This is a genomic window from Methanocalculus chunghsingensis (assembly GCF_018132105.1).
Classification (GTDB): domain Archaea; phylum Halobacteriota; class Methanomicrobia; order Methanomicrobiales; family Methanocorpusculaceae; genus Methanocalculus; species Methanocalculus chunghsingensis.
The window spans coordinates 242,631-265,485 of sequence record NZ_JWHL01000001.1 but is presented as its reverse complement, the minus strand read 5'-3'; the positions used below and the strand labels follow the sequence as shown (position 1 = coordinate 265,485).

At 52.8% G+C, this 22,855-nt stretch carries 22 protein-coding genes; 10 read left to right on the top strand and 12 right to left on the bottom strand.

Annotated elements, in window-relative coordinates; all coding sequences use genetic code 11:
• Positions 1-77: 77 nt before the first annotated feature.
• A complete protein-coding gene (locus RJ53_RS01390; RefSeq protein WP_211529808.1) occupies positions 78-788 on the top strand; it encodes an HFX_2341 family transcriptional regulator domain-containing protein in 711 nt (236 codons plus the stop codon).
• Here the strand turns inward: RJ53_RS01390 and RJ53_RS01385 are convergent.
• Positions 774-1,490, bottom strand: coding sequence for an HAD family hydrolase (locus RJ53_RS01385; protein WP_211529807.1), 717 nt, complete (start codon positions 1,488-1,490; stop codon positions 774-776). The two genes, RJ53_RS01390 and RJ53_RS01385, sit on opposite strands and share 15 nt — an antisense overlap.
• An 81-nt stretch (positions 1,491-1,571) precedes the next feature.
• Here RJ53_RS01385 and RJ53_RS01380 point away from each other — a divergent pair, with 81 nt between their 5' ends.
• Both RJ53_RS01380 and RJ53_RS01375 read left to right on the top strand, forming a co-directional pair.
• Positions 1,572-2,783 (top strand): MFS transporter, encoded by a 1,212-nt coding sequence (locus tag RJ53_RS01380; protein WP_211529806.1) that lies wholly within the window; start codon positions 1,572-1,574, stop codon positions 2,781-2,783.
• 43 nt (positions 2,784-2,826) lie between these two features.
• The gene (locus tag RJ53_RS01375) at positions 2,827-3,303 is read left to right on the top strand and encodes a pyridoxamine 5'-phosphate oxidase family protein (protein ID WP_211529805.1); all 477 of its coding nucleotides are present in this window, start codon (positions 2,827-2,829) and stop codon (positions 3,301-3,303) included.
• Between the two features lie 12 nt (positions 3,304-3,315).
• On the opposite strand, the gene RJ53_RS01370 is transcribed toward RJ53_RS01375, so the two are convergent.
• Positions 3,316-4,203 carry an HhH-GPD family protein gene (locus RJ53_RS01370; RefSeq protein WP_211529804.1) on the bottom strand — a complete coding sequence of 296 codons (888 nt, stop codon included), beginning with the start codon at positions 4,201-4,203 and terminating at the stop codon, positions 3,316-3,318.
• A gap of 69 nt (positions 4,204-4,272) precedes the next feature.
• On the opposite strand from RJ53_RS01370, the gene RJ53_RS01365 reads away from it, so the two are divergent.
• Positions 4,273-5,673 (top strand): deoxyribodipyrimidine photo-lyase, encoded by a 1,401-nt coding sequence (locus tag RJ53_RS01365; RefSeq protein ID WP_246495915.1) that lies wholly within the window; start codon positions 4,273-4,275, stop codon positions 5,671-5,673.
• Here the strand turns inward: RJ53_RS01365 and RJ53_RS01360 are convergent.
• Both RJ53_RS01360 and RJ53_RS01355 read right to left on the bottom strand, forming a co-directional pair.
• Positions 5,635-6,021: a thioredoxin family protein gene (locus tag RJ53_RS01360; protein ID WP_211529803.1), complete on the bottom strand. Its 387-nt coding sequence runs from the start codon at positions 6,019-6,021 to the stop codon at positions 5,635-5,637. The genes RJ53_RS01365 and RJ53_RS01360 overlap by 39 nt on opposite strands.
• Before the next feature lie 53 nt (positions 6,022-6,074).
• Positions 6,075-7,079, bottom strand: coding sequence for a phosphate signaling complex PhoU family protein (locus tag RJ53_RS01355; protein WP_211529802.1), 1,005 nt, complete (start codon positions 7,077-7,079; stop codon positions 6,075-6,077).
• Between the two features lie 137 nt (positions 7,080-7,216).
• Here RJ53_RS01355 and RJ53_RS01350 point away from each other — a divergent pair, with 137 nt between their 5' ends.
• The 6 genes from RJ53_RS01350 to RJ53_RS01325 are packed head-to-tail and all read left to right on the top strand — an operon-like array spanning position 7,217 to position 14,802.
• Positions 7,217-8,083 carry a phosphate ABC transporter substrate-binding protein gene (locus RJ53_RS01350; RefSeq protein ID WP_211529801.1) on the top strand — a complete coding sequence of 289 codons (867 nt, stop codon included), beginning with the start codon at positions 7,217-7,219 and terminating at the stop codon, positions 8,081-8,083.
• Positions 8,084-8,108: 25 nt separating this feature from the next.
• The gene (gene pstA / locus RJ53_RS01345) at positions 8,109-10,046 is read left to right on the top strand and encodes a phosphate ABC transporter permease PstA (protein ID WP_211529800.1); all 1,938 of its coding nucleotides are present in this window, start codon (positions 8,109-8,111) and stop codon (positions 10,044-10,046) included.
• A gap of 8 nt (positions 10,047-10,054) precedes the next feature.
• Positions 10,055-10,819 carry a phosphate ABC transporter ATP-binding protein PstB gene (pstB, locus tag RJ53_RS01340; RefSeq protein ID WP_211529799.1) on the top strand — a complete coding sequence of 255 codons (765 nt, stop codon included), beginning with the start codon at positions 10,055-10,057 and terminating at the stop codon, positions 10,817-10,819.
• A gap of 5 nt (positions 10,820-10,824) precedes the next feature.
• Entirely contained in the window at positions 10,825-11,538 is a 714-nt protein-coding gene (locus tag RJ53_RS01335) for a phosphate signaling complex PhoU family protein (protein WP_211529798.1), read from the top strand.
• 55 nt (positions 11,539-11,593) lie between these two features.
• Positions 11,594-14,161 carry a U32 family peptidase gene (locus tag RJ53_RS01330; protein ID WP_211529797.1) on the top strand — a complete coding sequence of 856 codons (2,568 nt, stop codon included), beginning with the start codon at positions 11,594-11,596 and terminating at the stop codon, positions 14,159-14,161.
• On the top strand, positions 14,158-14,802 hold the full coding sequence (locus RJ53_RS01325) for a type I 3-dehydroquinate dehydratase (RefSeq protein WP_211529796.1): 645 nt from the start codon (positions 14,158-14,160) through the stop codon (positions 14,800-14,802). Before RJ53_RS01330 ends, RJ53_RS01325 begins: the two co-directional genes overlap by 4 nt.
• A 59-nt stretch (positions 14,803-14,861) precedes the next feature.
• Here the strand turns inward: RJ53_RS01325 and RJ53_RS01320 are convergent, their stop codons facing one another.
• From RJ53_RS01320 to RJ53_RS01285, 8 genes are read right to left on the bottom strand one after another with little or no spacing between them, the layout of a single operon-like run.
• Positions 14,862-15,857, bottom strand: coding sequence for a chorismate synthase (locus tag RJ53_RS01320; protein WP_211529841.1), 996 nt, complete (start codon positions 15,855-15,857; stop codon positions 14,862-14,864).
• The gene (gene aroE / locus RJ53_RS01315) at positions 15,857-17,188 is read right to left on the bottom strand and encodes a shikimate dehydrogenase (RefSeq protein ID WP_211529795.1); all 1,332 of its coding nucleotides are present in this window, start codon (positions 17,186-17,188) and stop codon (positions 15,857-15,859) included. The genes RJ53_RS01320 and aroE overlap by 1 nt, the downstream gene beginning before the upstream one ends.
• On the bottom strand, positions 17,173-18,453 hold the full coding sequence (gene aroA, locus RJ53_RS01310) for a 3-phosphoshikimate 1-carboxyvinyltransferase (protein ID WP_211529794.1): 1,281 nt from the start codon (positions 18,451-18,453) through the stop codon (positions 17,173-17,175). The genes aroE and aroA overlap by 16 nt, the downstream gene beginning before the upstream one ends.
• Positions 18,450-19,241, bottom strand: a complete 792-nt coding sequence (locus tag RJ53_RS01305; RefSeq protein ID WP_211529793.1) for a prephenate dehydratase — start codon at positions 19,239-19,241, stop codon at positions 18,450-18,452. Before RJ53_RS01305 ends, aroA begins: the two co-directional genes overlap by 4 nt.
• Positions 19,235-20,089, bottom strand: a complete 855-nt coding sequence (locus RJ53_RS01300) for a prephenate dehydrogenase/arogenate dehydrogenase family protein (RefSeq protein WP_211529792.1) — start codon at positions 20,087-20,089, stop codon at positions 19,235-19,237. Before RJ53_RS01300 ends, RJ53_RS01305 begins: the two co-directional genes overlap by 7 nt.
• Complete coding sequence (locus RJ53_RS01295; protein WP_211529791.1) at positions 20,067-21,053, bottom strand: 3-dehydroquinate synthase II; 987 nt, start codon at positions 21,051-21,053, stop codon at positions 20,067-20,069. The genes RJ53_RS01300 and RJ53_RS01295 overlap by 23 nt, the downstream gene beginning before the upstream one ends.
• A complete protein-coding gene (locus RJ53_RS01290; RefSeq protein ID WP_211529790.1) occupies positions 21,050-21,835 on the bottom strand; it encodes a 2-amino-3,7-dideoxy-D-threo-hept-6-ulosonate synthase in 786 nt (261 codons plus the stop codon). The genes RJ53_RS01295 and RJ53_RS01290 overlap by 4 nt, the downstream gene beginning before the upstream one ends.
• Positions 21,832-22,632, bottom strand: coding sequence for a 2-amino-3,7-dideoxy-D-threo-hept-6-ulosonate synthase (locus RJ53_RS01285; RefSeq protein ID WP_211529789.1), 801 nt, complete (start codon positions 22,630-22,632; stop codon positions 21,832-21,834). The genes RJ53_RS01290 and RJ53_RS01285 overlap by 4 nt, the downstream gene beginning before the upstream one ends.
• Positions 22,633-22,855 lie beyond the last annotated feature (223 nt).

The window sequence follows — 22,855 nt, the reverse complement described above, 5'->3', positions numbered from 1 at the left end:
ATGTAGACTAGAAGGATAAGTCTACAATTCACTAATGCCAAAAAACATATATAATTAAATTTACTATATATTCAAATATGCCAACCACACATGTTGTCTTCGTTGGTCACCATAAAGATCGTCTCATCGAGTCGATTAGTGCCCTGCGAGAGATACCATTCTCGAAACTTTTCCTCATCATCGGAGAAGATGACAATCTACCAGGCGAACAGATCGTCAAGAATGTTGCAAACGACATCCAGACAGAATTGAATAAGTTATGGGATATTGAAGTCAGGAGAATCGATAAGAAATCTGTCCTCAAAGCCTCCAACCAGCTCCTCAAAATTATCCAGGAGGAGAAACTGAAAGGAAACGATGTACTCCTCAATGCATCCGGATCCCTCCGTACCCTCTCTGTCGGTGCATATATTGCAGCCTGTATGACCCGGTCACGGATGATCACATCCATACCCAGATATGATGATGCCGGGGAAGAAGTCGGTGTAGAGGAGATTATTGAGATCCCGGTGATCCCGGTCGATTATCCCGGAGAGGAACAGAGACATATTATCACCCTCATCGGAGACGGGGTCGATTCACTCGATAGCATTATCTTCATGATCACTCCGGATATCCAGAAAGACAGCAAGCAGTTCAGAAGTGAAAGGAGCCGCTTATCACATCATCTCTCGAAACTTGAGGAAGCAGGTTTTATCAAAAAAGAGAAACGCGGCCGTAATATCTCAATAAAATTAACAGAGCTTGGTAAGATGCTTTCCGAGATAGTCATCTCAAAGGTCATCTGAATTGTCGTATGTATCCCTCCCAAGGAAGAGAGGGATCAGCTGCCCTGGATGATCAACCCTGAGTGTTCTGATAGCTGATGCGATCGTCTCATCCGGATGCCAGTCACCATATGCTGCATGAACGGTCAGCATACCAAGGTGCCTCCCGGGTTCAATATCACGGCGAATGCTGTCGCCAACACAGGCGGCCCGGAATGGCTCAGTCCTGAGACTGTCAAGGGCGAGAACAAATGAGGAGGGGTGGGGCTTCCGATACCCACTGATATCAGGGGTTATAACCACATCGAAGAGATCAGCGATCTTCGCTTTTTCAAGTCTCTTTGAGGCATGATCTGAACCTGCATCCGTGACGACACCAAGTGAGAGACCCGTATTTCTAAGTTTCTCGAGCACCACTCTGATCCCAGGATATGGCATAAGAGAGGAGAGTTTCACCTCTTCATAAATACTACAGCTCATGAGGTATTCCTTCGATCCTGCGACGCCGATATCAGAGAGGTAATCGAAGATATTCCCATAATCTTCAAATCCATACCGCCCCCTTCGAAAATAAGAGAAAAGTACATCAGGATCTCCCTGACCAAGAGTTTCAATAACAGCAGAGCAGGCTTTTTGTTTTGCCGATATGAAATCAACAAGAGTATTGTCGAGATCAAAAATGATGGCATCAAATATATCGTCGCGTATAAGAAGATCCTGCATACAAAACCTTGCACATGATCGTTTCGTGCAGATACTGATACAGTTTTTGATAGAACCAGATATACAATACAAGGAATAAAGATGGTTGCAGATCAAGGCAGAAGAGGAACGGAAAAGCTGATAGGTCGGCTACTCCCGATTCAAATCCTCTTTATTGCTGTTTTTGCCACAATGCTTGGCCTCGGTATCGTCGTTCCTCTCCTGCCATATTATGCAGATACACTCGGTGCGACCGGGCTTGGAATCGGTCTGATATTCTCGGGATTTGCCCTCTCCCGCACCATCTTCATGCCACTCATCGGGAGATATTCAGATAAGAGAGGGCGGAAGATCTTTATCCTTATCGGACTTGGCCTCTTCACCATCATCTCTGTCGCCTATATCTTCGCCTCCTCGGTTGTCGAACTGACAGCGATCAGAATGGCACATGGATTCGCATCTGCGATGGTTATTCCGGTTGCGATGGCCTATGTTGCAGATCTCTCACCAGAGGGAAAGGAAGGATTTTATATGGGATCCTTTAATAGCTCCCTTTTTCTAGGTCTTGGATGTGGCCCGCTTATTGGTGGATCAATCTTTGATATGGCAGGTATTGCGCCGGTCTTCCTGATGATGGCACTCCTCTCGTTTATTGCCTTTATAATCTGTGGCCTTCTTCTTCCGGAAGGCTCGCTCATCAAAACATCACATTACTCGCTACGAGAGGTTGCCGGAAGTATCGGAATGCGGCCTGTCCTCTTCTTTCGGATCATGAACGCCTATGCAAATGGTACATTCATGGTCTTCCTTCCGGTTATAGCTACATTCTGGCTCGGATTAACAGCATTTGAGACAGGAATTATTATCTCTTCCTCAATCCTCGCAACAGGTCTCCTCCAGCGCTCGTTTGGGAAATTTGCCGATCGCTTCTCAAAGACAAACCTGATCGCAGGAGGAACACTCATTGTATCCCTCGCCCTCATCGCCATCCCCTTTTCATCCGGATTCTATGATCTCTTTCTCCTCTCCCTGATCCTCGGCATAGGAAGTGCCCTTGCGATCCCTGCATCGACAGCAGTTGTAACGATCGCAGGGAGGACCTATGGACAGGGGGCATGCATGGGAGCATTCAATACAGCGATGAGTGTTGGCATGGTCTCAGCCCCGGTGCTGTCGGGATTCATCATGGATCTCTTTGATATCAGAGCCGCTTTTGAGGTTGCCGGGATAATTTCTCTCATATCTGTAGGTATTTTCATCATAATGGCAAGATGTGCGGGAATCGATAATTATCGTGGAGAATTAAAACAATAGATTTAAAACCAAGAAAATATTACTCATCAACAGGTGAATGTTGGTGGAGATCGTCAAAATTCCAAAGATGCAGAAACAAGAGTATGATAATCTGATCGCCGAGGGATATATCTCAAGAATTGCATTTCAGGGTGAGAAATACCCATATATTGCTCCCTTCCTGTATGTCTTCGATGGCAAATTCCTCTACTTCCTCTCAACCAAGTATGGAAAGAAGATGGGTCTTTTCCGGGAGAGCCCCTATGTCTCCGTCGAGGTTGAGAAATATTCAAAGGATCTCTCATGCTACACGTTCGAGACGATGCAGGGGAGAATCGAAGAGGTGACAGATTCAATTGAGAAGAAGATCATCAGGGAACAATTCGTTCAGTTGATCAAAAACCATAAACTCTCAAACAATATTCTTGCAGCACTTGGTCACTCCCCTCAGGACCCACCGGAGGCGATAGCGCTTGAAGAGAGATCAATGGTATGGAAACTGACGGGAGTGAAAGATATCGTTGCTCTGAAGAACGTATAATCAATACCCCAATCACTTTTCTATTGAGTATGATCCGCCCTCCTCGCGGAGGAAACCCTCCCGGCAGAGATCAGCGCATATCTTTTGTACCCTCCTTCGATCGCTGCCGATGAAGCTGGCCATTGCATCCGCGGTTATCTCTTCCTGATTCATGAGATGAGAGAGAATTTTTCCCCGCATCTCCCGATCAGATCCTGCAAACCGGCTCTGACGCGAGTAATGTGCACTCCTCCTGTTGGGGTCGGCAAGACGCAGTTTCAGGTGTGACCCATAATCCATCAGAGCATTATACCAGTCTCGCGGGCTCCCGGTATAGAGGGTTGCAGAGATATAGGGGATAATATCCACATCCTTGACACCGTCCATATGCCGGAAGAAGTAGTGAAGGATAATCCGGCGTATATTCGTCTCGACATACACAACCGGCATATTGAAGGCATAAGCGCAGATTGCCGCGGCCGTTGCATCCCCGATGCCGGGAAATGTTGCAAGGATCCCGGGATCTGCCGGAACATTACTGGAATACTCATCCCGGATCGTCATTGCAGTCTTCTGGAGAGAGAGTGCCCGCCGGTTATAGCCAAGCCCTTTCCAGACGGGAAGGATCTGTGAGGGGCCGGCATCTGCAAGAGCGTCGATCGTAGGAAAAGCTCCAAGAAATTCATCGTACTTCGGGATGACCCGGTCAACCTGAGTCTGTTGGAGCATAATCTCAGAGACGAGGATATGATATGGATCAGTCGTCCTTCTCCATGGGAGATCACGCCCGGATGAGCGGTAGAATAAGAGGATCAGATCCTGAAAGAGAGAGATAGATTCCGGGGAGAGGCCATCTCTTTCGATAGAGAGGAGGAGTTCTCTTTCAGCAAGGGCCTGATCCTGGTCCAGCGTTCCGTTCACACCAGAATAGTCGTACGTCAATGATCAAAATACTCTCTCTTCGGGCATTGATGGAGGGTATTATCATCAATGACAGCAGAGTTTCGGATTGTGATAGAGAAAGAGCGGATCCATTACCTTTCCGAAGCTGAGATCGGCCGCGGTGACCGGATCATCTACTGGATGCAGCGATCCCAGCGTGCAGAGGAGAATCATGCTCTGGAGTACGCCGTAGCTGAGGCGAACAGGCTCTCACTTCCCCTCGTTGTTCATTTCTGTATCGATCCGGCATATCCCGCTGCACCAGATCGGGCGTACAGATTCATGCTCGAAGGGCTTAAGGAGACAGCAGAACGATTGAAAGCGCGGAAGATCCTCTTTCTCCCCACCATCGGCGATCCCATCCGAAATATCCCTCAAGGCGCAGAAGATGCAGCCCTCGTCATCTCTGATCGAGGGTACCTCCGACATGAACGAAACTGGCGTCAGGAGATAGCGAAGAGACTAACCTGCCCACTCATTGAGGTCGAGACAGAAACCGTCGTCCCGGTGCGAGCGGCATCTCTGAAGGAAGAGTGGTCTGCTGCGACACTCAGGAAGAAGATCACGCCACAGATTCCGGAGTATCTACATACCATTGACGAGGGAGTTTTGAAGAAGAATGCACTAAAGATTGACACCCCGGAGTTTGCGATAACCGACATTGATGGGGTCCTTAAAAAAATCGGTTTATTTGAGCCGAAAAATCCCCTGGTTGCAGATGGGGGACGATATGAGGCGATGAAGCGTCTCCAGGCCTTTACCGGGAGCACTATTCAGTACTATTCCACACAGAGAAACGATCCCGGGAAGGAGGTCACCTCAGGGCTCAGCCCCTATCTTCACTTCGGCCAGATCTCACCAGTCGAGGTTGCGCGTGCCGTATCAGGGAAGCCAGGTAGTAGCGCATTCCTTGAAGAGCTGATTGTCCGGCGTGAGCTTGCAATCAACTTCGTCTGGTATAATTCCCGATATGATCTATTTGATGGTCTACCGGACTGGCCAAAGAAGACACTGCAGAAGCATGCAGGGGATGAGCGGGAGTACCTCTATACGGACGACGAGCTTAGACGCGCAGAGACCCATGACCCCTACTGGAATGCAGCCCAGAAGGAGATGCTCCTCTGCGGGAGGATGCATAATTACATGCGGATGTACTGGGGGAAGAAGATCCTCGAATGGTCCGATACTCCTGAATCGGGATATGATCGGGCCATCGTACTTAATGACGAGTATGAGCTTGACGGGCGGGATCCTAACGGGTATACCGGGGTTGCATGGTGTTTTGGAAAGCATGATCGCCCTTGGAAGGAGCGGCCGATCTTTGGAATGGTACGATACATGAATGCAAATGGTCTAAAAAGGAAAGGGGATATTCAGGGTTATCAGGAGAGGATAGAAGAAATATGGAAGTTATCCATAGCCGGTGATCTCATAGTCGATCACCGTTGAACTCCCTGCACACTCCTTTGCGTTTCTGATGCCATCCTCGATCATCTTCTTTACAAGTGTCGGATAGACGGCACCCACAATCTGGGCAACAGATCTCCCCGAGCAGAAGATCGCAAAGGTCGGGGTACTCATGATACCATATCGTTGGGCCGTCCATGGGTTGGCAGTAATGTCGATTCTGACAAAAGCTACTGTTCCTTCAAGCTCCTCTGCATACGCTTCAAAGTACGGCATCATCGTCCTGCAATGCGAGCAGGTTGGAGAGTAGAAGAGAATTACAACAGGATCAGTCGCCTTCTCAACACTCTTCTCCCAGGTCCTGTCTGTGAGTTCACGAACCTCTGACATCTGGCAGCCACCTCAGATGATCACTCCTTCCCGCCTGAGACCTTGAATGTATCTCATCCCTCACTGATGCAGTGGTTTATCACAACCTCGGAGATGTCGGTTGAATACTCCCCGATCCGTGCGATGCTGTTAGCGATGTAACCGCAGAAGATACTATCAGGATTCTGCAGGAGGGTGACCTCCTTCTTCAGTTCCTTGTAGAGAACAGTCAGTTCCTGGACTGAGTTAATATTGGCATTGGCCTCTATGATATTCTTGTCATAAAAAGAGCGCATGCTTCTTTTAAAGATGGCGAGTGCAGCATCATCTGCTCTGCGTATCTGCGCGATGAGTTCCTCACTGAGATCAGAATCCATGAGATTCTGAACGTTTGTTGCTATGGTGACGGCATGATCTGCTATCCGCTCTATCGTCCGCGATATCTGGAAGAAGGTCGTTGCAGTCTGGAGACTGATATCCATCTTCCGCGAGAGGGCCGGGGTGTGTGTGATCAGGTGGTACTGTCTGCTGATAAGCCAGTGGAGGCGATCAACATCATTATCACGTGAGATGATGTCGGCGCAAAGATCTGATCTCCTCTCCTGAAGCGCTGTCATTGCGTCTTCATGCATCCCTTTGACGATTGAGTACATTCGCTTGATGGTATTATGCAACGGCATCTCGGCAGGGTTAAGAACATCCTTCAGAACGATCGTATCATCAGCCTCTTCCGCAACCTCCTGGCCGATCGCCATCTGAATATACGCCCTGACCATCTGCCGTATCCGGGGGGGGATGCGCGCCATTGATTGTATTCTGATCGTTGTAAAACCAGTAATATATGCCCCGATAAGACATCGAAAGAGACATTCCGGATCATGATGCTCACTGATGGTGAATATCTTCTCACGCTGGGACTGAGAACCCTTGATATCTGCTGTTATCAGGAGATTTCCATCCGGCTGGGTTATAATCCCGATGGGATCATTCTTTTTGATGTTATGAGAGACGGCCCAAATCTTTGGGAGGGAGAGTACATACGATGAGCCGCCGGTGACCTGAATCTTCCGAATATCCATTATATAGCTATATGTTCCTACGTTAGAATATCTTTCTCTATAAAAATCATAGAAGCCTATATTACATTATATTTTATGATAGCGCTATATTTAATATTGGGAATAGATATACTTCTTTGCTTCCAAGGAGTAGGTTGATGACTGGTTCAGTCAACAAACCCGGATTCCCTCTGACATACTGTGTCGGTGCGGCGGTGCTTCTGCTCGCCATCACACTGTTTGTGAGCGGATGTGTAGGAAATGACTCCCCTGAGGAGAGGCGGACAATCTCCGTCACAGGATCAACAACTGTGCTGCCGGTCGGTCAGGCAGCAGCAGATGCATATATGGATACACACCTCTATGATGAGATCCTCGTTTCAGGTGGTGGATCAGGTGCCGGGATCAAAGCTGTCGGTGAAGGAACAGCCGACATCGGAATGGCATCCCGCGATATAAAAGCTGAAGAGAAGCAAAAGTACCCAAACCTTGTTGAACATGTCATTGCAGTCGATGGTATTGCCCTAATCGTTCACCCATCAAACCCTGTCACTACAATGACGATGGATGAAATCAAGGCGATCTATAAAGGTGATATCACCAACTGGAAGGACCTTGGCGGAGAGGATCGCCCGATCGTTCCGGTCGGCCGTGACAGCGCCTCAGGAACGCGTGAATTCTTCTATGAAGCAGTGATGCACAAAGAAGAGTTCGTCAGAACCCAGCAGGAGCTCAACTCAAATGGTGCCGTAAAGCAGACCGTGGCCCAGACACCTGATGCTATCGGGTATGTCGGTCTCGGCTATCTTGACAATACCGTTGCAGCGGTCACCATTGATCTCAATGGAGACTCTGTTGTGCCAAATATCGAAAATATCAAGAACAAATCCTATCCGATCGCCCGTGGTCTTAACATGTATACCCAGGGCCAGCCATCAGGTCTTGTCAAAGAGTACCTTGACTTCCTGATGAGCGTAGAAGGACAGAGGATTGTCGCTGAACAGGGATTCGTCCCTGTCCAGTAATTTTTTCCTGATCGCTATGCATAGGATGAATGATCATTCATCGTCACTCAGCAGCCCGGCAGGTATCAGCAGGCAGAAGAAAGAGAGTGTCATAACCGGTATCTGGCTTGCCACAGCTCTTGTTGCCGTTATCACCATCATCCTTATCCTTGGATTTCTCCTGAAAGAGGGGCTTCCCGCACTTCTTGAGATCGGATTACGGGAGTTCCTCTTTGAAGAGATCTGGACACCAACGAGTGTCGAACCCAGCTATGGGATCCTTTCTTTAATCATCGGCACAATCCTCGTCACCCTCGGAGCGATGGTGATTGCAGTCCCTCTGGGTATCGGGAGTGCCATATTCATCGCTGAGATCGCGCCCCGTTCAGTCCGGGAAGCAATAAAGCCTGCTATCGAGCTTCTTGCAGGCATTCCCTCGGTTGTATACGGGTTCTTCGGGCTTGTTGTACTGACAAACTGGCTTCGTATCACATTTGATCTCTCCTCCGGCGCCACCTGGCTTGCCGGATCGATCATCCTGGGGATAATGGCGCTTCCAACGATCATCTCGGTCTCCGAGGATGCAATAACGAGTGTTCCTCAGGAGTACCGTGCAGCCTCTCTTGCACTGGGCGCCACCCGATGGCAGACTATTATCGGTGTTATTATTCCTGCGGCACTCTCGGGTATCACCGCTGCGGTTATCCTGGGTATGGGACGGGCAATCGGCGAGACGATGGCCGTGCTGATGGTCACCGGTAATGCCGCCATCATCCCGGATCCTCTCTGGAATATCCTCTCACCTGTTCGGACACTGACAGCAACGCTGGGTATCGAGATGGGCGAGGTTGCTATCGGGAGTACGCATTACCATGCACTCTTTGCGATCGCACTCGTCCTCCTGTTGATAGCGCTCATTATCAATCTCTCAGCCACTGTCATCCTCGGCCGGATTCGGAACGCCCAGATGGGAACCGGAAAAACACCGTTCCTCTCCCATGAAGTGAAGGGGAAGGTAAAAACAGTATGCTTATGGCTGGCATGTATCCTTCTCATCGGAGTATTAACCGTCATCTCGGGACTGAGTGGCGCCCTCCTCCTCATTGGAGCAATAGGAGCGTATCTCCTTATACAGAGGATCATCACACCAAAGATAACCGAAAAAATTGCTTTTGGGATGATAACCGCGGCGACCGGCCTCGTCCTCTTCACACTCTTCGTCATCCTCTTTGATATCGTCAGCAATGGCCTCTCTGCCATCACCTGGGAGTTTCTCACGGAAGGTCCCCGCGATCTCGGCCGCTCAGGAGGAATATTCCCCGCAATCGTCGGAACGATCTACCTTGTAGTCGGCGCTATTGCCATCGCTCTTCCGATAGGGGTTGGGGCGGCAATCTATCTCAATGAATACACCATCGAAGGCAAGATGACGAAGATCATCAGGACCGGAAATGATCTCCTCAATGGAACCCCCTCGATCGTCTTTGGTCTCTTTGGGTTCGCATTCCTCGTGATCTTCGTCGGCCTTGGAGTCTCGCTCCTTGCCGGACAGATCACCCTTGCCCTGATGGTTCTCCCGACGATCATCAGGACGAGTGAAGAGGCGTTGAAGAGCGTCCCCGATTCCCTGCGGCATGGGAGCCTTGCACTTGGTGCAACCCGCTGGCATACCATTTCAAGGGTCGTCCTCCCGGCAGCGGCTCCGGGCATCCTCACCGGAACGATCCTCTCAATAGGAAGGGCCGCCGGAGAGACTGCCCCCCTCCTCTTCACAGCGGTCGTCTTTTCAAAGAGGTTCCTGCCGGATTCGGTCTTTGAGCCCGTGATGGCCCTCCCCTATCACCTCTTCATCCTGGCAACCAATGTACCGGGTGCAGATACACAAAAATATGGAACAGCCCTTGTTCTTCTCATCCTTGTGACAGGCATCTACGCCGTTGCAGTACTGATGAGGAAGCATGCACAGAATACAGTGAGGTGGTAAACCAACCCATGAAACAACAGGATAACGCACTTGAGACAAAAGCACTTAATCTCTATTATGGATCAGCACAGGCACTCATCGATGTCGATATACAGATCCCGAAAAACCAGGTCACCGCACTGATTGGTCCATCCGGGTGTGGAAAGTCCACACTCCTCCGATGTTTCAACCGGATGAATGATCTCATCCCCGACTGTACCATCTCAGGTTCAATCCTCTACCATGGGGAAGAGATAACAGGACGATCAACCGATGTAGTCGAGCTCCGGAAGAGGATTGGTATGGTCTTCCAGCAGCCAAACCCCTTCCCAAAGTCCATCTATGAGAATGTCATCTATGGACCGAAGGTGCATGGCGTCAGAGATCGAAAACAACTCGATGAGATCGCCGAGAAGAGCCTGAAAGGGGCCGCCATCTGGGAGGAGGTCAGAGAGAGGCTCCATGATGCGGCTCGTGGCCTCTCCGGTGGCCAGCAACAGCGGCTCTGTATCGCACGAACACTCTCCGTCGGCCCGGATATTATTCTCATGGATGAGCCCTGCTCTGCCCTCGATCCGATTGCAACGGCGAAGATAGAAAACCTGATCACTGAGTTGAAGGACGAGTATACCGTCGTTATTGTGACCCATAACATGCAGCAGGCAGCCAGAGTCTCCGACTACACAGGCTTTATGTATATGGGAAGACTGATAGAGTTTGATTCGACACCAGTCATCTTTGAAAAGCCAAAAGAGGAGCTGACTGAAAATTATATTACCGGAAGATTTGGGTGAAAGAGATGAAAGATCACTATCACAAGGAACTCGAAGCATACCAGGTATCAGTCGGTGGTTACAGCCGGTTTGCAATCACAATGCTTCGTGACGCCTTTGACGCCTTCTCGTCCCTCGACAGGGAGCTTGCGTGCGAGATAGCCGGGGGCATGGAGAACTTCTGTATTCAGACCGATGAACCGGCGATGCACCAGGAGATTCGTGTCCCAAGAAAAGTCTTTCTCAGCCTGCGCAGCGATCAGCTCGAAGAACAGGGACTGAAACTGATAGCTCTTCACCAGCCGGTTGCATACGATCTCCGGACGATCTCCTGCTGCATGAACCTCATCTCCTCAGCTGAACGGATTGGGAGGTATGGAAAAGATATCTGTCATTGCACATACAAACTCCCGGAGGGGATACATATCAGGGGCATGGCCCGCCTCCCTGAGATGGCGGAAGGTGCATTATCAATGCTTGAGGATTCACTCCATGCTTTCCAGACACGTGATCTCAGCATCCTGGAAGGCTTCTCCAGCCGCGATGATGTCATCGATGAGTTGCGATACCTGATCTATGAAGACTGCATAAGCATCATGGAGGAGGATCCCCGGACTATTCCCTACTGTGCAACGTATCTCCTCGTCGATCGATACCTTGAGCGGTGTGCGGATCATGCCTGCAAAACAGCCGAAAAGATCCACTATATGATCACCGGAGAGAGGGTGGATATCAGATAGTATCCCTCCCACACCGAACCTTTTCTTTATCTCCAGGGATACCATAGTACTCGTGATGGAGAGGCGTACTGATATCCCTGAACTCCTTGCCCCTGCGGGATCACGGGAGGCGTTTGAGGCTGCAGTAGCAGCAGGAGCAGATGCTGTGTATCTCTCCGGTACACGGTTCGGTGCCAGGGCGTATGCGACGAATTTTGATGATGATGCCCTTCGAGAGGTCATATCTGATGCACATGGACGGGGTATCCGGGTCTATGTCACCGCAAACACCCTTCTTTCCGATGACGAGATTCCTGATGTCGGTGACTATCTCCTCTACCTGTACCGGATTGGAACGGATGCCATCCTCGTTCAGGATCAGGGGGTTCTGCGGATCGCACGGATTATGCTTCCGGATCTCCTGCTCCACGCATCCACCCAGATGACAATTCACTCCACCGAGGGGCTGCGATATGCTGCCAGAAAGGGTATATCCAGGATCGTCCTTGCACGTGAACTCACCCTCGATGAGGTCAGAGAGATAACCCGTCAGGCAGATGCGCTCGGTGTCGGGATTGAGGTCTTTGCCCATGGAGCACTCTGCATGGGCTACTCAGGCCAGTGCCTCCTTTCATCTGTCATCGGAGGGAGGAGTGGCAACCGGGGATCCTGTGCACAACCCTGCCGGCGCCTGTATCAGCCGGTGATCGGCAATATAGACCCGTATGGACGACCAGTTATTAGAAAAGGGGTGAATACCGAGCCACGGTACCTCCTCTCACCACGGGATCTTGCCATATGTACCCGCCTGCCTGAGGTGATCACGGCGGGAGTAGCAGCACTGAAGATCGAAGGGCGGATGAAGTCTCCGGCGTATGTCGCTACAGTCGTCTCCCTGTACCGGAAGGCACTCGATCAGATAGCATCGGGCACGTTTGTACCTGATGAGGAGGCACTCTGCAACTCCGCCTTCGTCTTTTCCAGGGGGTTCACCGAAGGCCATCTCTTCGGAGCGAAGGGAACTGCTCTCGTCTCAGAAGATCGCCCTGACAGTCGTGGAGTCCGGTTTGGCACCGTCACCTGGTATGATCGAAACAAAGGGGAGGCAGTCATCGGGGATCTCTCAAAACCGTATCCCGAACGCGGGGACGGAGTCGTCTTTTATAAAGATGGCGAGGATGATGTTGGTTGTGACGTTCATGCTCCTGTCAGGATACGAGAAGGGACACTCCGTTTGAAGACGCCGGTTCCGGTGAAGACGGGGATGGATGTTGCCATTAATAAACGACGTGCCGTCGAGGAAGATGCAGCAGGAACCATCGCCTCATATAATCGTGGGGGTGGGAGAAAAGTCGAAATTGAACTCTCTATATCGATGGAAGGGGATCATCTCAGGCTTGATGGATACGTATCCGCACCCTGGGGAGGCGGGATCACTATCTCGGCACGATCCTCTTCTCCGATGGTTCCGGCAGAGACCCGGCCGGTCACTGAAGAGACGATCATTGATCTCATGACAAGGACCGGCGAGACCGGCTTTACCATTACAATTCATTCGATCTTATATCCCGGAGGTCTCTTCCTCCCAATCAGGGTGCTCACAGAACTGAGGCGGGATCTTATATCTGCTGCAGAGGCTGCGCTGAGAGCGGGTCCCCCCCGGGAGTTGGAAGCGGCAGAAGAGAGGTGGCGGGATTGTCTCAGGTCAATGAAAGATGAGAGGCGATCAGAGAGGGTTGATACCCCGATACTTGCCATCTATGCCTCTTCGATGGATGAGGTGGCCGGAGCTCTTGATGGCGGAGCAACCAGGATCTACTATGAGCCGGCTCATCCTATCGCATCCTGTGAGAAGCGGACCGTCTTCTCAAAAGAGAGGTGGCAGGAGACTGTTCTTCATGATCTCTCCAGCATCATATCCCTCTGCAATGAGCATGGTGCAACCTGCTTCTGGAAGTTTCCTGAGATAACCCGAAAGCGATTCCTCGATTATGCATTGCCGATCCTGGGTGAAGCCTCTGCCAGAGGGCTTCGAGGCGTGATGGTCGGGGGCGTGGGTATGGCAGAGGCGATCCGCGAAATTGTACCAGATATTGAGATTGCCGGCTCATCCGGGCTGAACCTGATGAACCGTCAAGCGATCGAAGAGATGAAGCCGGACCATCAATCACTCAGCCTCTCACATGAGATCTCATATAGAGAAGTCCAGCGTCTGGGCATCTCCGGGGGGGAGGTGATCGAGCTCTTTGTCCAGGGATCCGTACCAGCAATGATCACCGAACACTGCCCTGCACAAGGGAGATTCCCCTGCCCCGGTGGCGGGGATGTGCGCCTCTCTGCACTCGCAGATCATACCGGGCGACTCTTCCCGGTCAGGGTGGATGCAGAGTGCCGAACCATCATCAGCAATGCTGTGGAGACCTGTCTCATCGATCATCTGCATCTGATCCTCGATGCCGGTGTTGCCATCCTCGGGATCGAGGTTCGGGGCAGGACAAAAACGTATGCCCGGATCGTCTGCAGGGCGTATCATGAGGCATTAGCCGCAGGTGCGGAAGAGCTGAAGGCATTGAAGGAGGAGATACGAATGGTTGCATGGGGAGGGATCACAACCGGGCAGTTCCTCCAGCGAGGAGACCAATGAACCTGATTGTGTCACTGCATTCACTCACAGATCTCGAGGCTGTCGTCGCAGAGGACCCTTGGGCAATAGAAATCCGGCTTGATCTCATCGACGGACTGACCGCAAATGATCTGGCCAGGGTGCGACAAATTTGGAGCGGGAGGATCCTTCTCACCCTCCGGAGTGTTGTCGAAGGAGGGCGGTTCACGGGTGATCCTGATGAGTGGAGGCGACAAATTGAGCCGTATCTTCCATTCTGCGATATGGTCGATATTGAGGAGCGGTTCTCTGAACATGCAGGATGGATCAGTGGCCTGCAAAAGATTGTGGTCGCCTCCTACCATGCCGACCTGATGCTTGATGCAGATCAGTTTCTCAACCTCTCCAGCCGGCTCCGAAGGTTTGGTGATATACCTAAGATCGTTCTTGCACCCGGAACAGACGAGGATGCACTGCTCCTGCTCCGGTATCTTCTGGATGCGGAAAAGCCGATCTGCCTCTCGATCATGGGGTCGGCATACGCATGGCTCCGTCCGTTCTTCCTGATGATGGGATCGGCCTGTGCATACTGCCATGCCGGGGAGCCGACTGCCGCCGGGCAGTACCATATCAGGGAGATGCGGGCGATCATCTCGCTCCTCACCCGGGATGGGGCATCTTAGGAACACGGTGTCATCAGGAGAATGGGGGCCGGATTTGGTGATCCGGCTGCCGGGACAATTTATACAAAACCACTGAACCGATCCCGCATCAGCAGTGCGTCAATGAGAACAAGCGCGAGCATACATTCCGCAACAACCTGTGCTCTCGGGACGATACAGGGATCATGGCGTCCTTTGATCTCAATCACCCTCTCAGTACCATCCAGGTCAACCGTCTCCTGGGGGATGGAGACGGAGGGTGTCGGCTTGATTGCCAGCCGCAGATATATCGGCTCTCCATTGCTGATCCCACCAAGAATCCCCCCTGCATGGTTCGTCGCCGGTCCTGATCTGAAGAGGGGATCATTCCACTCGCTCCCATACATTCCTGCAGAGGCAAACCCTTCTCCAATCTCAACCCCTTTGACGGCACCGATCCCCATCATCGCCCCTGCGATAGCGGCATCCAGTTTCCCGAAGACGGGATCACCAAGACCGGGAGGACAGCCGTCTGCTATTACCTCAAGACAGCCGCCGACCGAGTCGCCCCGCTCCTTTGCCTTCAAAATCTCCGCATCGAAGAGTGCGGGATCGGACACACCATGAACCTCGGTAATTCTGCTACGTATCGTCATCCCCTTCAGGCCAAGGCATTTCATTGCAACAGCCCCCGCCGCGACCCGTGCCGCGGTCTCACGGCCGGAACTTCTTCCTCCGCCTCGGTGATCACGGATCCCGTACTTCTGCTGGTAGGTCCGGTCTGCATGACCGGGCCGGACGACCGAACGGAGAGACTCATAATCCCTGCTCTCTGCACCGGTTGATCGGATCAGGATCGCAATGGGCATGCCGGTGGTCTGCCCCTCAAAGACTCCGGAGAGGATCTCAACCTGATCCAGCTCATTTCGTGGGGAGGTCGTCGGACCACGTCCTGGTCGTCTCCGCTCCATAAGCGGCTGGATATCTGCTTCATTCAGAGGGATACCCGGAGGGCAGCCGTCTATCACAACGCCAATGGCAGGACCATGGCTCTCCCCAAAAGTGGTGGCACGGAAGAGGTGGCCGAAGGTATTCATCATCCCAGTACCTCCCTGATCTTCGAGGGATCGGGATCGATCCCGGTAAGGAGCCGGAACTGTGCTGTTGCCTGGTAGATAAACATCTCCGTTCCCTTGATAATTCTGCAGCCAGCCGCCGATGCTTCCCTGAGGAGCGGGGTCATCGGAGGTGTATAAACGAGATCAAAGACGGTGACCCCGGGCTTGAGGAGAGAGGAGGGGACAGGCGAGCCATCGCTCTCCTTCATACCGACTGATGTCGCATTGATGATCAGATCCGGAGCTTTGATCTCCTGGAAGGGGATGGCAGTACATCCGAACCGTTCTGCCAGTACCTCCCCCCGTTCCGGGGTCCTGTTCGCTATCTGCACCCGCATATCCAGTGAAAGGAGTGCATAGACGGCAGCAGCGGCGGCACCCCCTGCACCGACGACGAGGGCATCAGAACCCACCAGATCCCTGAGAGGCTCCCGAACACCAATCCAGTCGGTATTATGGCCATAGAGGCGGTCGCCACAACCAACGACAGTGTTCAGGGCACCAATCGCGGTGACATCCTCATCGGGCTCATCGATACAGGATACCATCGTCTCTTTGAACGGGATCGTAACAGATAGTCCTTTCGCACCAAGGGCCCGCATCGCCCTGATCGCATCCTCTGCTGACGAAGCCGGAAGAAAGATATACCGCCCAGGGATGCCATATTCTGAAAAGAGCCGGTTATAGAGATCCGGGCTTCTGCTATGGGAGACAGGGTTTCCGGTAATGGCAGATATGAGTGGCATATCCCTGAGATCAGCACGGGAAATATCCAGAGAATATTGACCGGCAAGGGGCATATTTCGCTCCGTCATACCCCGGCAGCTCAGGATCCGATCAACAATCCGATCGGGATTCTCTCCGGTGGTGCTGATACAGAGATCAGCACAACCACGGTAGATGGGACCACGTCTCTCTGCAAGATGATGTATCTCCTCCTCAGCAGAGAGATGGGTGAGAGGAGGCCGTCCACTCCGCCGGGTGCGGGCGGCGAGGGTTGCCTGATCTGCTGTCAGGAGGATGATATGTGCCCCCTGCCGGAGGAGAAGCCTGTTTCTCTGATCCATCACCGCACCACCCCCGGTTGCAATAACTGCCGGGCCGGCCGGAAGTGATGCGATCACCTCCCGCTCAATCCTCCTGAATTCTTCCTCACCATACCTGGAGAAGATCTCAGGGATACGGAGACCAGTTCGTCCCTGAATGAGGGCATCGGTATCATGGAAGGGAACAGCGATCCTATCTGCCAGCAATCTCCCAATCGTTGACTTCCCGGTACCCCGCAGACCGATGATCACATACCGTTCCATAATCCCGCCTCCATCAGGAGATCCCAGAAAGCAGGATATGACTTGGCAACACAGCCTGCATCCAGAATGCTGACATCACCAATCCCAAGTCCAAGAAGAGCACCACTCATCGCAGTCCTGTGATCATTCTCCGGATCAATAACTCCACCGTGCAGTCTGCCGGAGGTTATCCGGATTGCATCGCCGGATGCGACCACTTCCGCACCCAATGCCGTAAGGACACGCCTGATAGCCTCGATCCGATCACTCTCCTTATGACGGAGGTGTCCAACACCAGTAATCTCTGTGGGGCTGTCTGCAAACGCAGCAACCGCAGAGAGGGTCTGGACGGTATCGGGCATCGAAGACATATTGATATCTGTCCCTGAGAGGGGGCCTTCCATCCGGAGATGAACCGAGGTCTCTCCGGACTGTACCCGGCATCCCATCATCTCAAGGATGGCGGGAAAACCCCGGTCACCCTGCGGGGATCCCTTCTTCAGGTTTGTCACTGTCACCTCTCCTCCGCAGATGGCTCCGATGCCAAAGAAATACGATGCAGAGGAGTAATCACCCTCGACGGAGTATCTCCGGGAAAGATATGCCGAGGTATTGGGGACCCGAAAGAGACCCGGTTTGCTCTCATCTACGTTGATACCGAAGTTTCTCATCAGATCAGTGGTGATGCCAAGGTAACTGGCTGATACAGGGTTCTCCCCGGTCCGCACCTCGATTGGTTCCGCTGCATACGGGGCGGTCATCAGGAGGGAGGTGACGAACTGGCTGCTGACACCAGATGGAAGTCTGACCTGCCCACCAAGCAGTCTGCCGGAGACCTCAATCGGCGGGTAGCCCGGACGGCCAAGGTACCGGACTGTCCCCCCGATACGGTTGATTGCTTCGACGAGATCCCCGATCGGGCGTTCACACATACGGGGACTTCCGGTGAGGATGACCGGATGATCGGCGAGAAGTGAGACGGATGCAAGGAGGCGCATGCTCGTTCCCGAGTTCTTCAGATCGATGGTGACAGGCCGCCCCGGCCGAAGAGCCCCCCGGGTTCCATGAATACGAATGCCCCCCTCTTCTTCTTCAACTTTTACTCCAAGGGTCCTGAGTGCCTGGAGGGTCAGAAGTGTGTCCTCTGCGATGAGAGGATCTTCAATGAAGGACTCCCCATCTGCAAGTGCTGCGGCGATGAAGGCACGGTGGGTATAACTCTTCGAAGGGGGAGCCTGTATAACCAGATCAACAGGGTCCTGCCTCTTCTCCAGATGAACTATCATTCCGGCACCTCAAGGCGTGGATAACAACCAAATTCCCGCACCAGCCCCTTCCTCTTCAGGACAGCAAGTGCATCATTCGCCGTTGGTACTGCCTCAAAATCAAGGAAGAACCGGTAACTCCCGATACCCCGGCCGGAAGGGCGGGACTCGATCCGTGAGAGGTTGATCTTCCTCTCTGCAAACGGTGATAGGAGGGCATGAAGGAGGCCGGGGGAATCTTGCGCAGGATCGATGAGAATACTGCATTTGACCGCATCCCCTTCGGTATATGGATCCCGATCTATCCTGATGAACCGCGTGGTATTCGATCGGCTGTTCTGGAGATCACGGAGGATAATCGGGATATGATAGTAGGCTGCGGCACCATCCGAGATGACTGCCGCCGCCCCCTCCTTCGAATCTGCCAGTAATGCACTCTCTGCATTGCTGCTTGTATGAATCACGGGAATAGTGAGTCGGTCAAGTGCACGACTGCACTGCTCATGGGTCTGTGGGTGAGCATATATCACCGTGATCTCATCCAGACTCAAGGATGATGCAAGGTGGTGGTGGACCGGGAGGTAGCATTCCCCGGTTATACTGACATCATAGTCGCAGAGGCCATCCAGGGTCGGGCCCACACCCCCTGCTTCGCTGTTCTCGATCGGAACAAAGCCGATCGCCTCGCCATTCTCTACCATTGCAAATACCCGTGAGATGGTCGGGAGGAGGAGCGGCTCTTCCCTGCAGAGACGGACGACAAGTTCGTGGCTGAACGTACCTTCAGGCCCCAAGGCAGCGATCACCATTCCCTCACCACCGTGTCAAGGAGGCGGTCGGTGAGCGGAAGCGCTGCATCAGAGAATTCCTTTGCGAAGTCGGCATTCATCTCAAACTCCCTGACAAATGCCTCGAGATCTCCTGATCCAATCGTATCCTCCAATGCATTGATGGAGAGGGTATACGTGGCGAGGATCTTCTGGATTTCCTGATTTCCAAGGAGCATTCCACCGTACAGCCCGCCATCCTGAGAAAGCGTCCGTGCCATAAAGGCCAGGGATGCATGCGCATTCGGTGTTGCAAACGGGAGGAGGCGGGATATCGGGAGTTCCAATCTCCTGAGGGTCATTGCAAGCACCACACTCTGGAAATGGATGAGCCCCTGCATCACCGCCATCGCATGATCATGTTCTTCTGCAGTAGCTTCGGTGACGGACATCCCGACCGCCTCGAAGATCTCCCTGAGCCAGTCTGCCGTCGCCTGAGAGGAGCGTGCGGGGGTCATGATCATCTTCTGCCCTTCGAGGGTCGCCATATGCGGTCCAAAGAGGGGGTGGAGACCGATCACCTCAGCCCGTGATGCCATCATCGCAGCGACCGGCATCATCTTGAGAGAGGTGAGATCTGCGATCAACTGATCCTCTTCAAGTACCGGAGTGACGGAAGAGATGACCGCTTCGGTCACATCGATCGGTACCGAGATCAGGATCACGCTGCACCGCCGGGCAAGGGTACGATACTCACCAGGATCAGCCCGGCCGATCACCTCAACTGTACAGCCTGCTGCCTCAAAGACCCTGGCGAAGATCTCTCCCATCCGGCCGGTTCCTCCGATGATCCCGACATTGCGGCCATCATCTCTCAAGGATGGTCTCATCGATGGCAACCCCAAAATGCCGCCCTCCTTTCATCAGATGGCCAAGTATCCGATCACCCGGCTTCAGCTCCACGACACTCCGTGCAACCCCGTCTTCGCCAACGAGCCGTACCGTCTCAGCATTCTGGATAATGGCACTAGCCGTCTGCCCCTCACCCTCCGCCTCGATCAGAAGAAGAGGACGCCGTTCGATCTTCACGCGTCCAACCGCGACCGTCCGGGTTTTACCCGCTTCTGCGACGGCAGTCCCGTCATCTCCTGCTCCGATCTCGGAGAGGTACCGTGTCCTGCCGTCCGGGGCGAGGATATACATATGGACCGCCCCTGCATTCACCCTGAATGGACGGGGTGAGACATAGGGGTTCTCAAGTGTCTCGGCGGCAACGAGCAGAAGGGCAGAGGAGGTATTACCAACGAGCATCCCCTCCCCTTCAGCGAAGAGGGAGCAGGTATCGATACAGACCCTGTCCCCGACACCGACAGGGGTGATCCCGGTGATGGTCAAGGGGACAAGCGGGACTGTTCCGGCACCCCCTTCGATGAGAGCGGCGACACGCCGGATGATATCAGGATCATCAGATGTCAGGAGAAGTCCCCCGACCCCTTTCTCAAGAATGCCAAGGGCAAGTTCAGCCTCAGCCTCATCTTCCACCCCGGCAATAATACGATCTGAGACTGCCACGAGATTCTCCAGTGGAATCACCGTCCAATCGGTTGTACTCACGATGACAGGACCCAGACGGGCAGACTCTGCCGCCTTCTCCTCAGATGCCTTATCAGTGATCTCTACCCTCCGGAAGTCCCTGCCTTCAAGGAGATCGCCATCAGGTGCGATGATCGGAATCCTGGCAAGCGACGCAGCATCTTCCTTAGTATCGAGGAGGAGCGCGGTTGCTCCCCCCTCAATCGCAGCAAGTGCAGCCTCCTTCTTCCAGGGCCGGATCTCAACCCAGAACTCCTTCATGCAAGCCGCCTCTCAACAGCCGCCGGATTATCACGGTCATGAACGACCCGGCAGATCGCATGGACAAATTCTGTGGTATTCTCTCGCTGGAATGCATTCCTTCCCATGCAGACGCCTGATCCCCCGGAGTCGATGGCATCGTCGATCATCTCCAGTGCCGCAAGATCGCCCCCTTTCTCCCCACCGGCGATGAGGATCGGGACTGAACAGGCGGCAACGATCCGTCTGAATGCCTCTTTATCCCGGGGGTAATTGGTCTTTATGAGATCTGCCCCAAGCTCTTCTGCAACCCTGACACAATGGGCGATGGCGATGGGATCATCAGGATCGATATCCTTTCCACGGGCGTATATCATGATGAGAAGCGGCATCCCCCACCGGTTGCATTCCTGTGAGATGATCCCGGCTGCCTCGATCATCCTCGATTCCTGTGGAGCACCAAGGTTGATATGAATCGAGACGGCATCGGCACCAAGGGTGATCGCCTCTTCCACGGTACAGATCAAGACCTTATCATTCGGATCCGGGTTCATTGACGTGCTTGCAGAAAGATGGACGATAAGTCCGATATCCCTGCCTCTCCGCCTGTGCCCCCCTTTGACCATACCTTTATGGAGAATAATGGCATTTGCCCCACCTGCACTGACATCATCGACGATCTTTGGCATATCAAGGAGTCCCTCAATCTGGCCAAGTGTGAAGCCATGATCCATCGGTATGATGACGCTGCGGCCTGTATTACGATCCATTATCCTCTCAAGTCGTATCTGTTTTCCTATCATTTCTCTCCCCCCTCAAGTATCTCCAGTGCTTCTTCAACTGAACGCTGTTCCATCAGGACTGCGCGGGCAGCAGTGAGGAATGCAGCAGGATCCCGGTGCTGGAAGACATTTCTCCCGATAGAAATCCCTGCAGCTCCACCGAGCATCGACCCTTCGACGATCTCAAGCATCTCACGATCATTCATCTTCGACCCGCCCGCCACAACGACAGGGACGCTGCACCCTTCTGTCACCTCACGGAATGAGTCGGGATCACCTGTGTAGACGGTCTTGACGAGATCTGCACCGAGTTCTGCTGCCACCCGCGCGGCGAGCTTGACATGTTCCACATCGCTTTCGCACTCAATTTTTCTGCCCCTCGGGTACATCATCGCAAGGAGTGGCATCCCCCATTCCATACATTCAATCGAGATTCTCCCGAGATCGGAGAGCATCGCAGACTCGGAGTCTGCCCCGATATTCACATGTACCGAGACAGCATCTGCCCCCATCTTCAGGGCATGGGTGACGCTGTTGACGATCACCTTGTTGTTTGGATCCGGACCAAGAGATGTACTGGCAGAGAGGTGAAGGATGAGCCCTATATCCTCTCCGGATCGCCGGTGGCCATGAAGGGCAAGCCCCACATGGCCAAGAACGGCTGTTGCCCCACCCTCAGCAACGGCATCAACCGTTCCACAGAGGTCAATAAGGCCGTGAATAGGACCCTGTGAGACCCCATGGTCGAGCGGGACGATGATCATCTTTTTCGTTTTTCGATCCATGATACGTTCAATACGAATATCTTTACCATACATACTACCAAACCTCCAGATACACGCCCATCGAGAACAACCTGCCGGCTGTCTCATCAGGCATATCTAAAATAGCGATAAAAACCATAAAAAGCCCAAGCTACGGGCTTAACAGGTCGAATTAAAAACTGATCTGCGGAAGGTTCATACGCTCTGCTACCGGAGATAAAAACATTCACCGGCGAAAAAGCATCCACCACGCATAAAATAATGTTATTCCTCTGAG

Coding starts and splice junctions, on each gene's coding strand:
- RJ53_RS01390 (WP_211529808.1), top strand. CDS start 78: ATGCCAACCACACATGTTGTCTTCGTTGGTCACCATAAAGATCGTCTC.
- RJ53_RS01385 (WP_211529807.1), bottom strand. CDS start 1,490: ATGCAGGATCTTCTTATACGCGACGATATATTTGATGCCATCATTTTT.
- RJ53_RS01380 (WP_211529806.1), top strand. CDS start 1,572: ATGGTTGCAGATCAAGGCAGAAGAGGAACGGAAAAGCTGATAGGTCGG.
- RJ53_RS01365 (WP_246495915.1), top strand. CDS start 4,273: ATGACAGCAGAGTTTCGGATTGTGATAGAGAAAGAGCGGATCCATTAC.
- RJ53_RS01360 (WP_211529803.1), bottom strand. CDS start 6,021: ATGTCAGAGGTTCGTGAACTCACAGACAGGACCTGGGAGAAGAGTGTT.
- RJ53_RS01355 (WP_211529802.1), bottom strand. CDS start 7,079: ATGGATATTCGGAAGATTCAGGTCACCGGCGGCTCATCGTATGTACTC.
- RJ53_RS01350 (WP_211529801.1), top strand. CDS start 7,217: ATGACTGGTTCAGTCAACAAACCCGGATTCCCTCTGACATACTGTGTC.
- pstA (WP_211529800.1), top strand. CDS start 8,109: ATGAATGATCATTCATCGTCACTCAGCAGCCCGGCAGGTATCAGCAGG.
- pstB (WP_211529799.1), top strand. CDS start 10,055: ATGAAACAACAGGATAACGCACTTGAGACAAAAGCACTTAATCTCTAT.
- RJ53_RS01335 (WP_211529798.1), top strand. CDS start 10,825: ATGAAAGATCACTATCACAAGGAACTCGAAGCATACCAGGTATCAGTC.
- RJ53_RS01330 (WP_211529797.1), top strand. CDS start 11,594: ATGGAGAGGCGTACTGATATCCCTGAACTCCTTGCCCCTGCGGGATCA.
- RJ53_RS01325 (WP_211529796.1), top strand. CDS start 14,158: ATGAACCTGATTGTGTCACTGCATTCACTCACAGATCTCGAGGCTGTC.
- RJ53_RS01320 (WP_211529841.1), bottom strand. CDS start 15,857: ATGAATACCTTCGGCCACCTCTTCCGTGCCACCACTTTTGGGGAGAGC.
- aroE (WP_211529795.1), bottom strand. CDS start 17,188: ATGGAACGGTATGTGATCATCGGTCTGCGGGGTACCGGGAAGTCAACG.
- aroA (WP_211529794.1), bottom strand. CDS start 18,453: ATGATAGTTCATCTGGAGAAGAGGCAGGACCCTGTTGATCTGGTTATA.
- RJ53_RS01305 (WP_211529793.1), bottom strand. CDS start 19,241: ATGGTGATCGCTGCCTTGGGGCCTGAAGGTACGTTCAGCCACGAACTT.
- RJ53_RS01300 (WP_211529792.1), bottom strand. CDS start 20,089: ATGAGACCATCCTTGAGAGATGATGGCCGCAATGTCGGGATCATCGGA.
- RJ53_RS01295 (WP_211529791.1), bottom strand. CDS start 21,053: ATGAAGGAGTTCTGGGTTGAGATCCGGCCCTGGAAGAAGGAGGCTGCA.
- RJ53_RS01290 (WP_211529790.1), bottom strand. CDS start 21,835: ATGATAGGAAAACAGATACGACTTGAGAGGATAATGGATCGTAATACA.
- RJ53_RS01285 (WP_211529789.1), bottom strand. CDS start 22,632: ATGTATGGTAAAGATATTCGTATTGAACGTATCATGGATCGAAAAACG.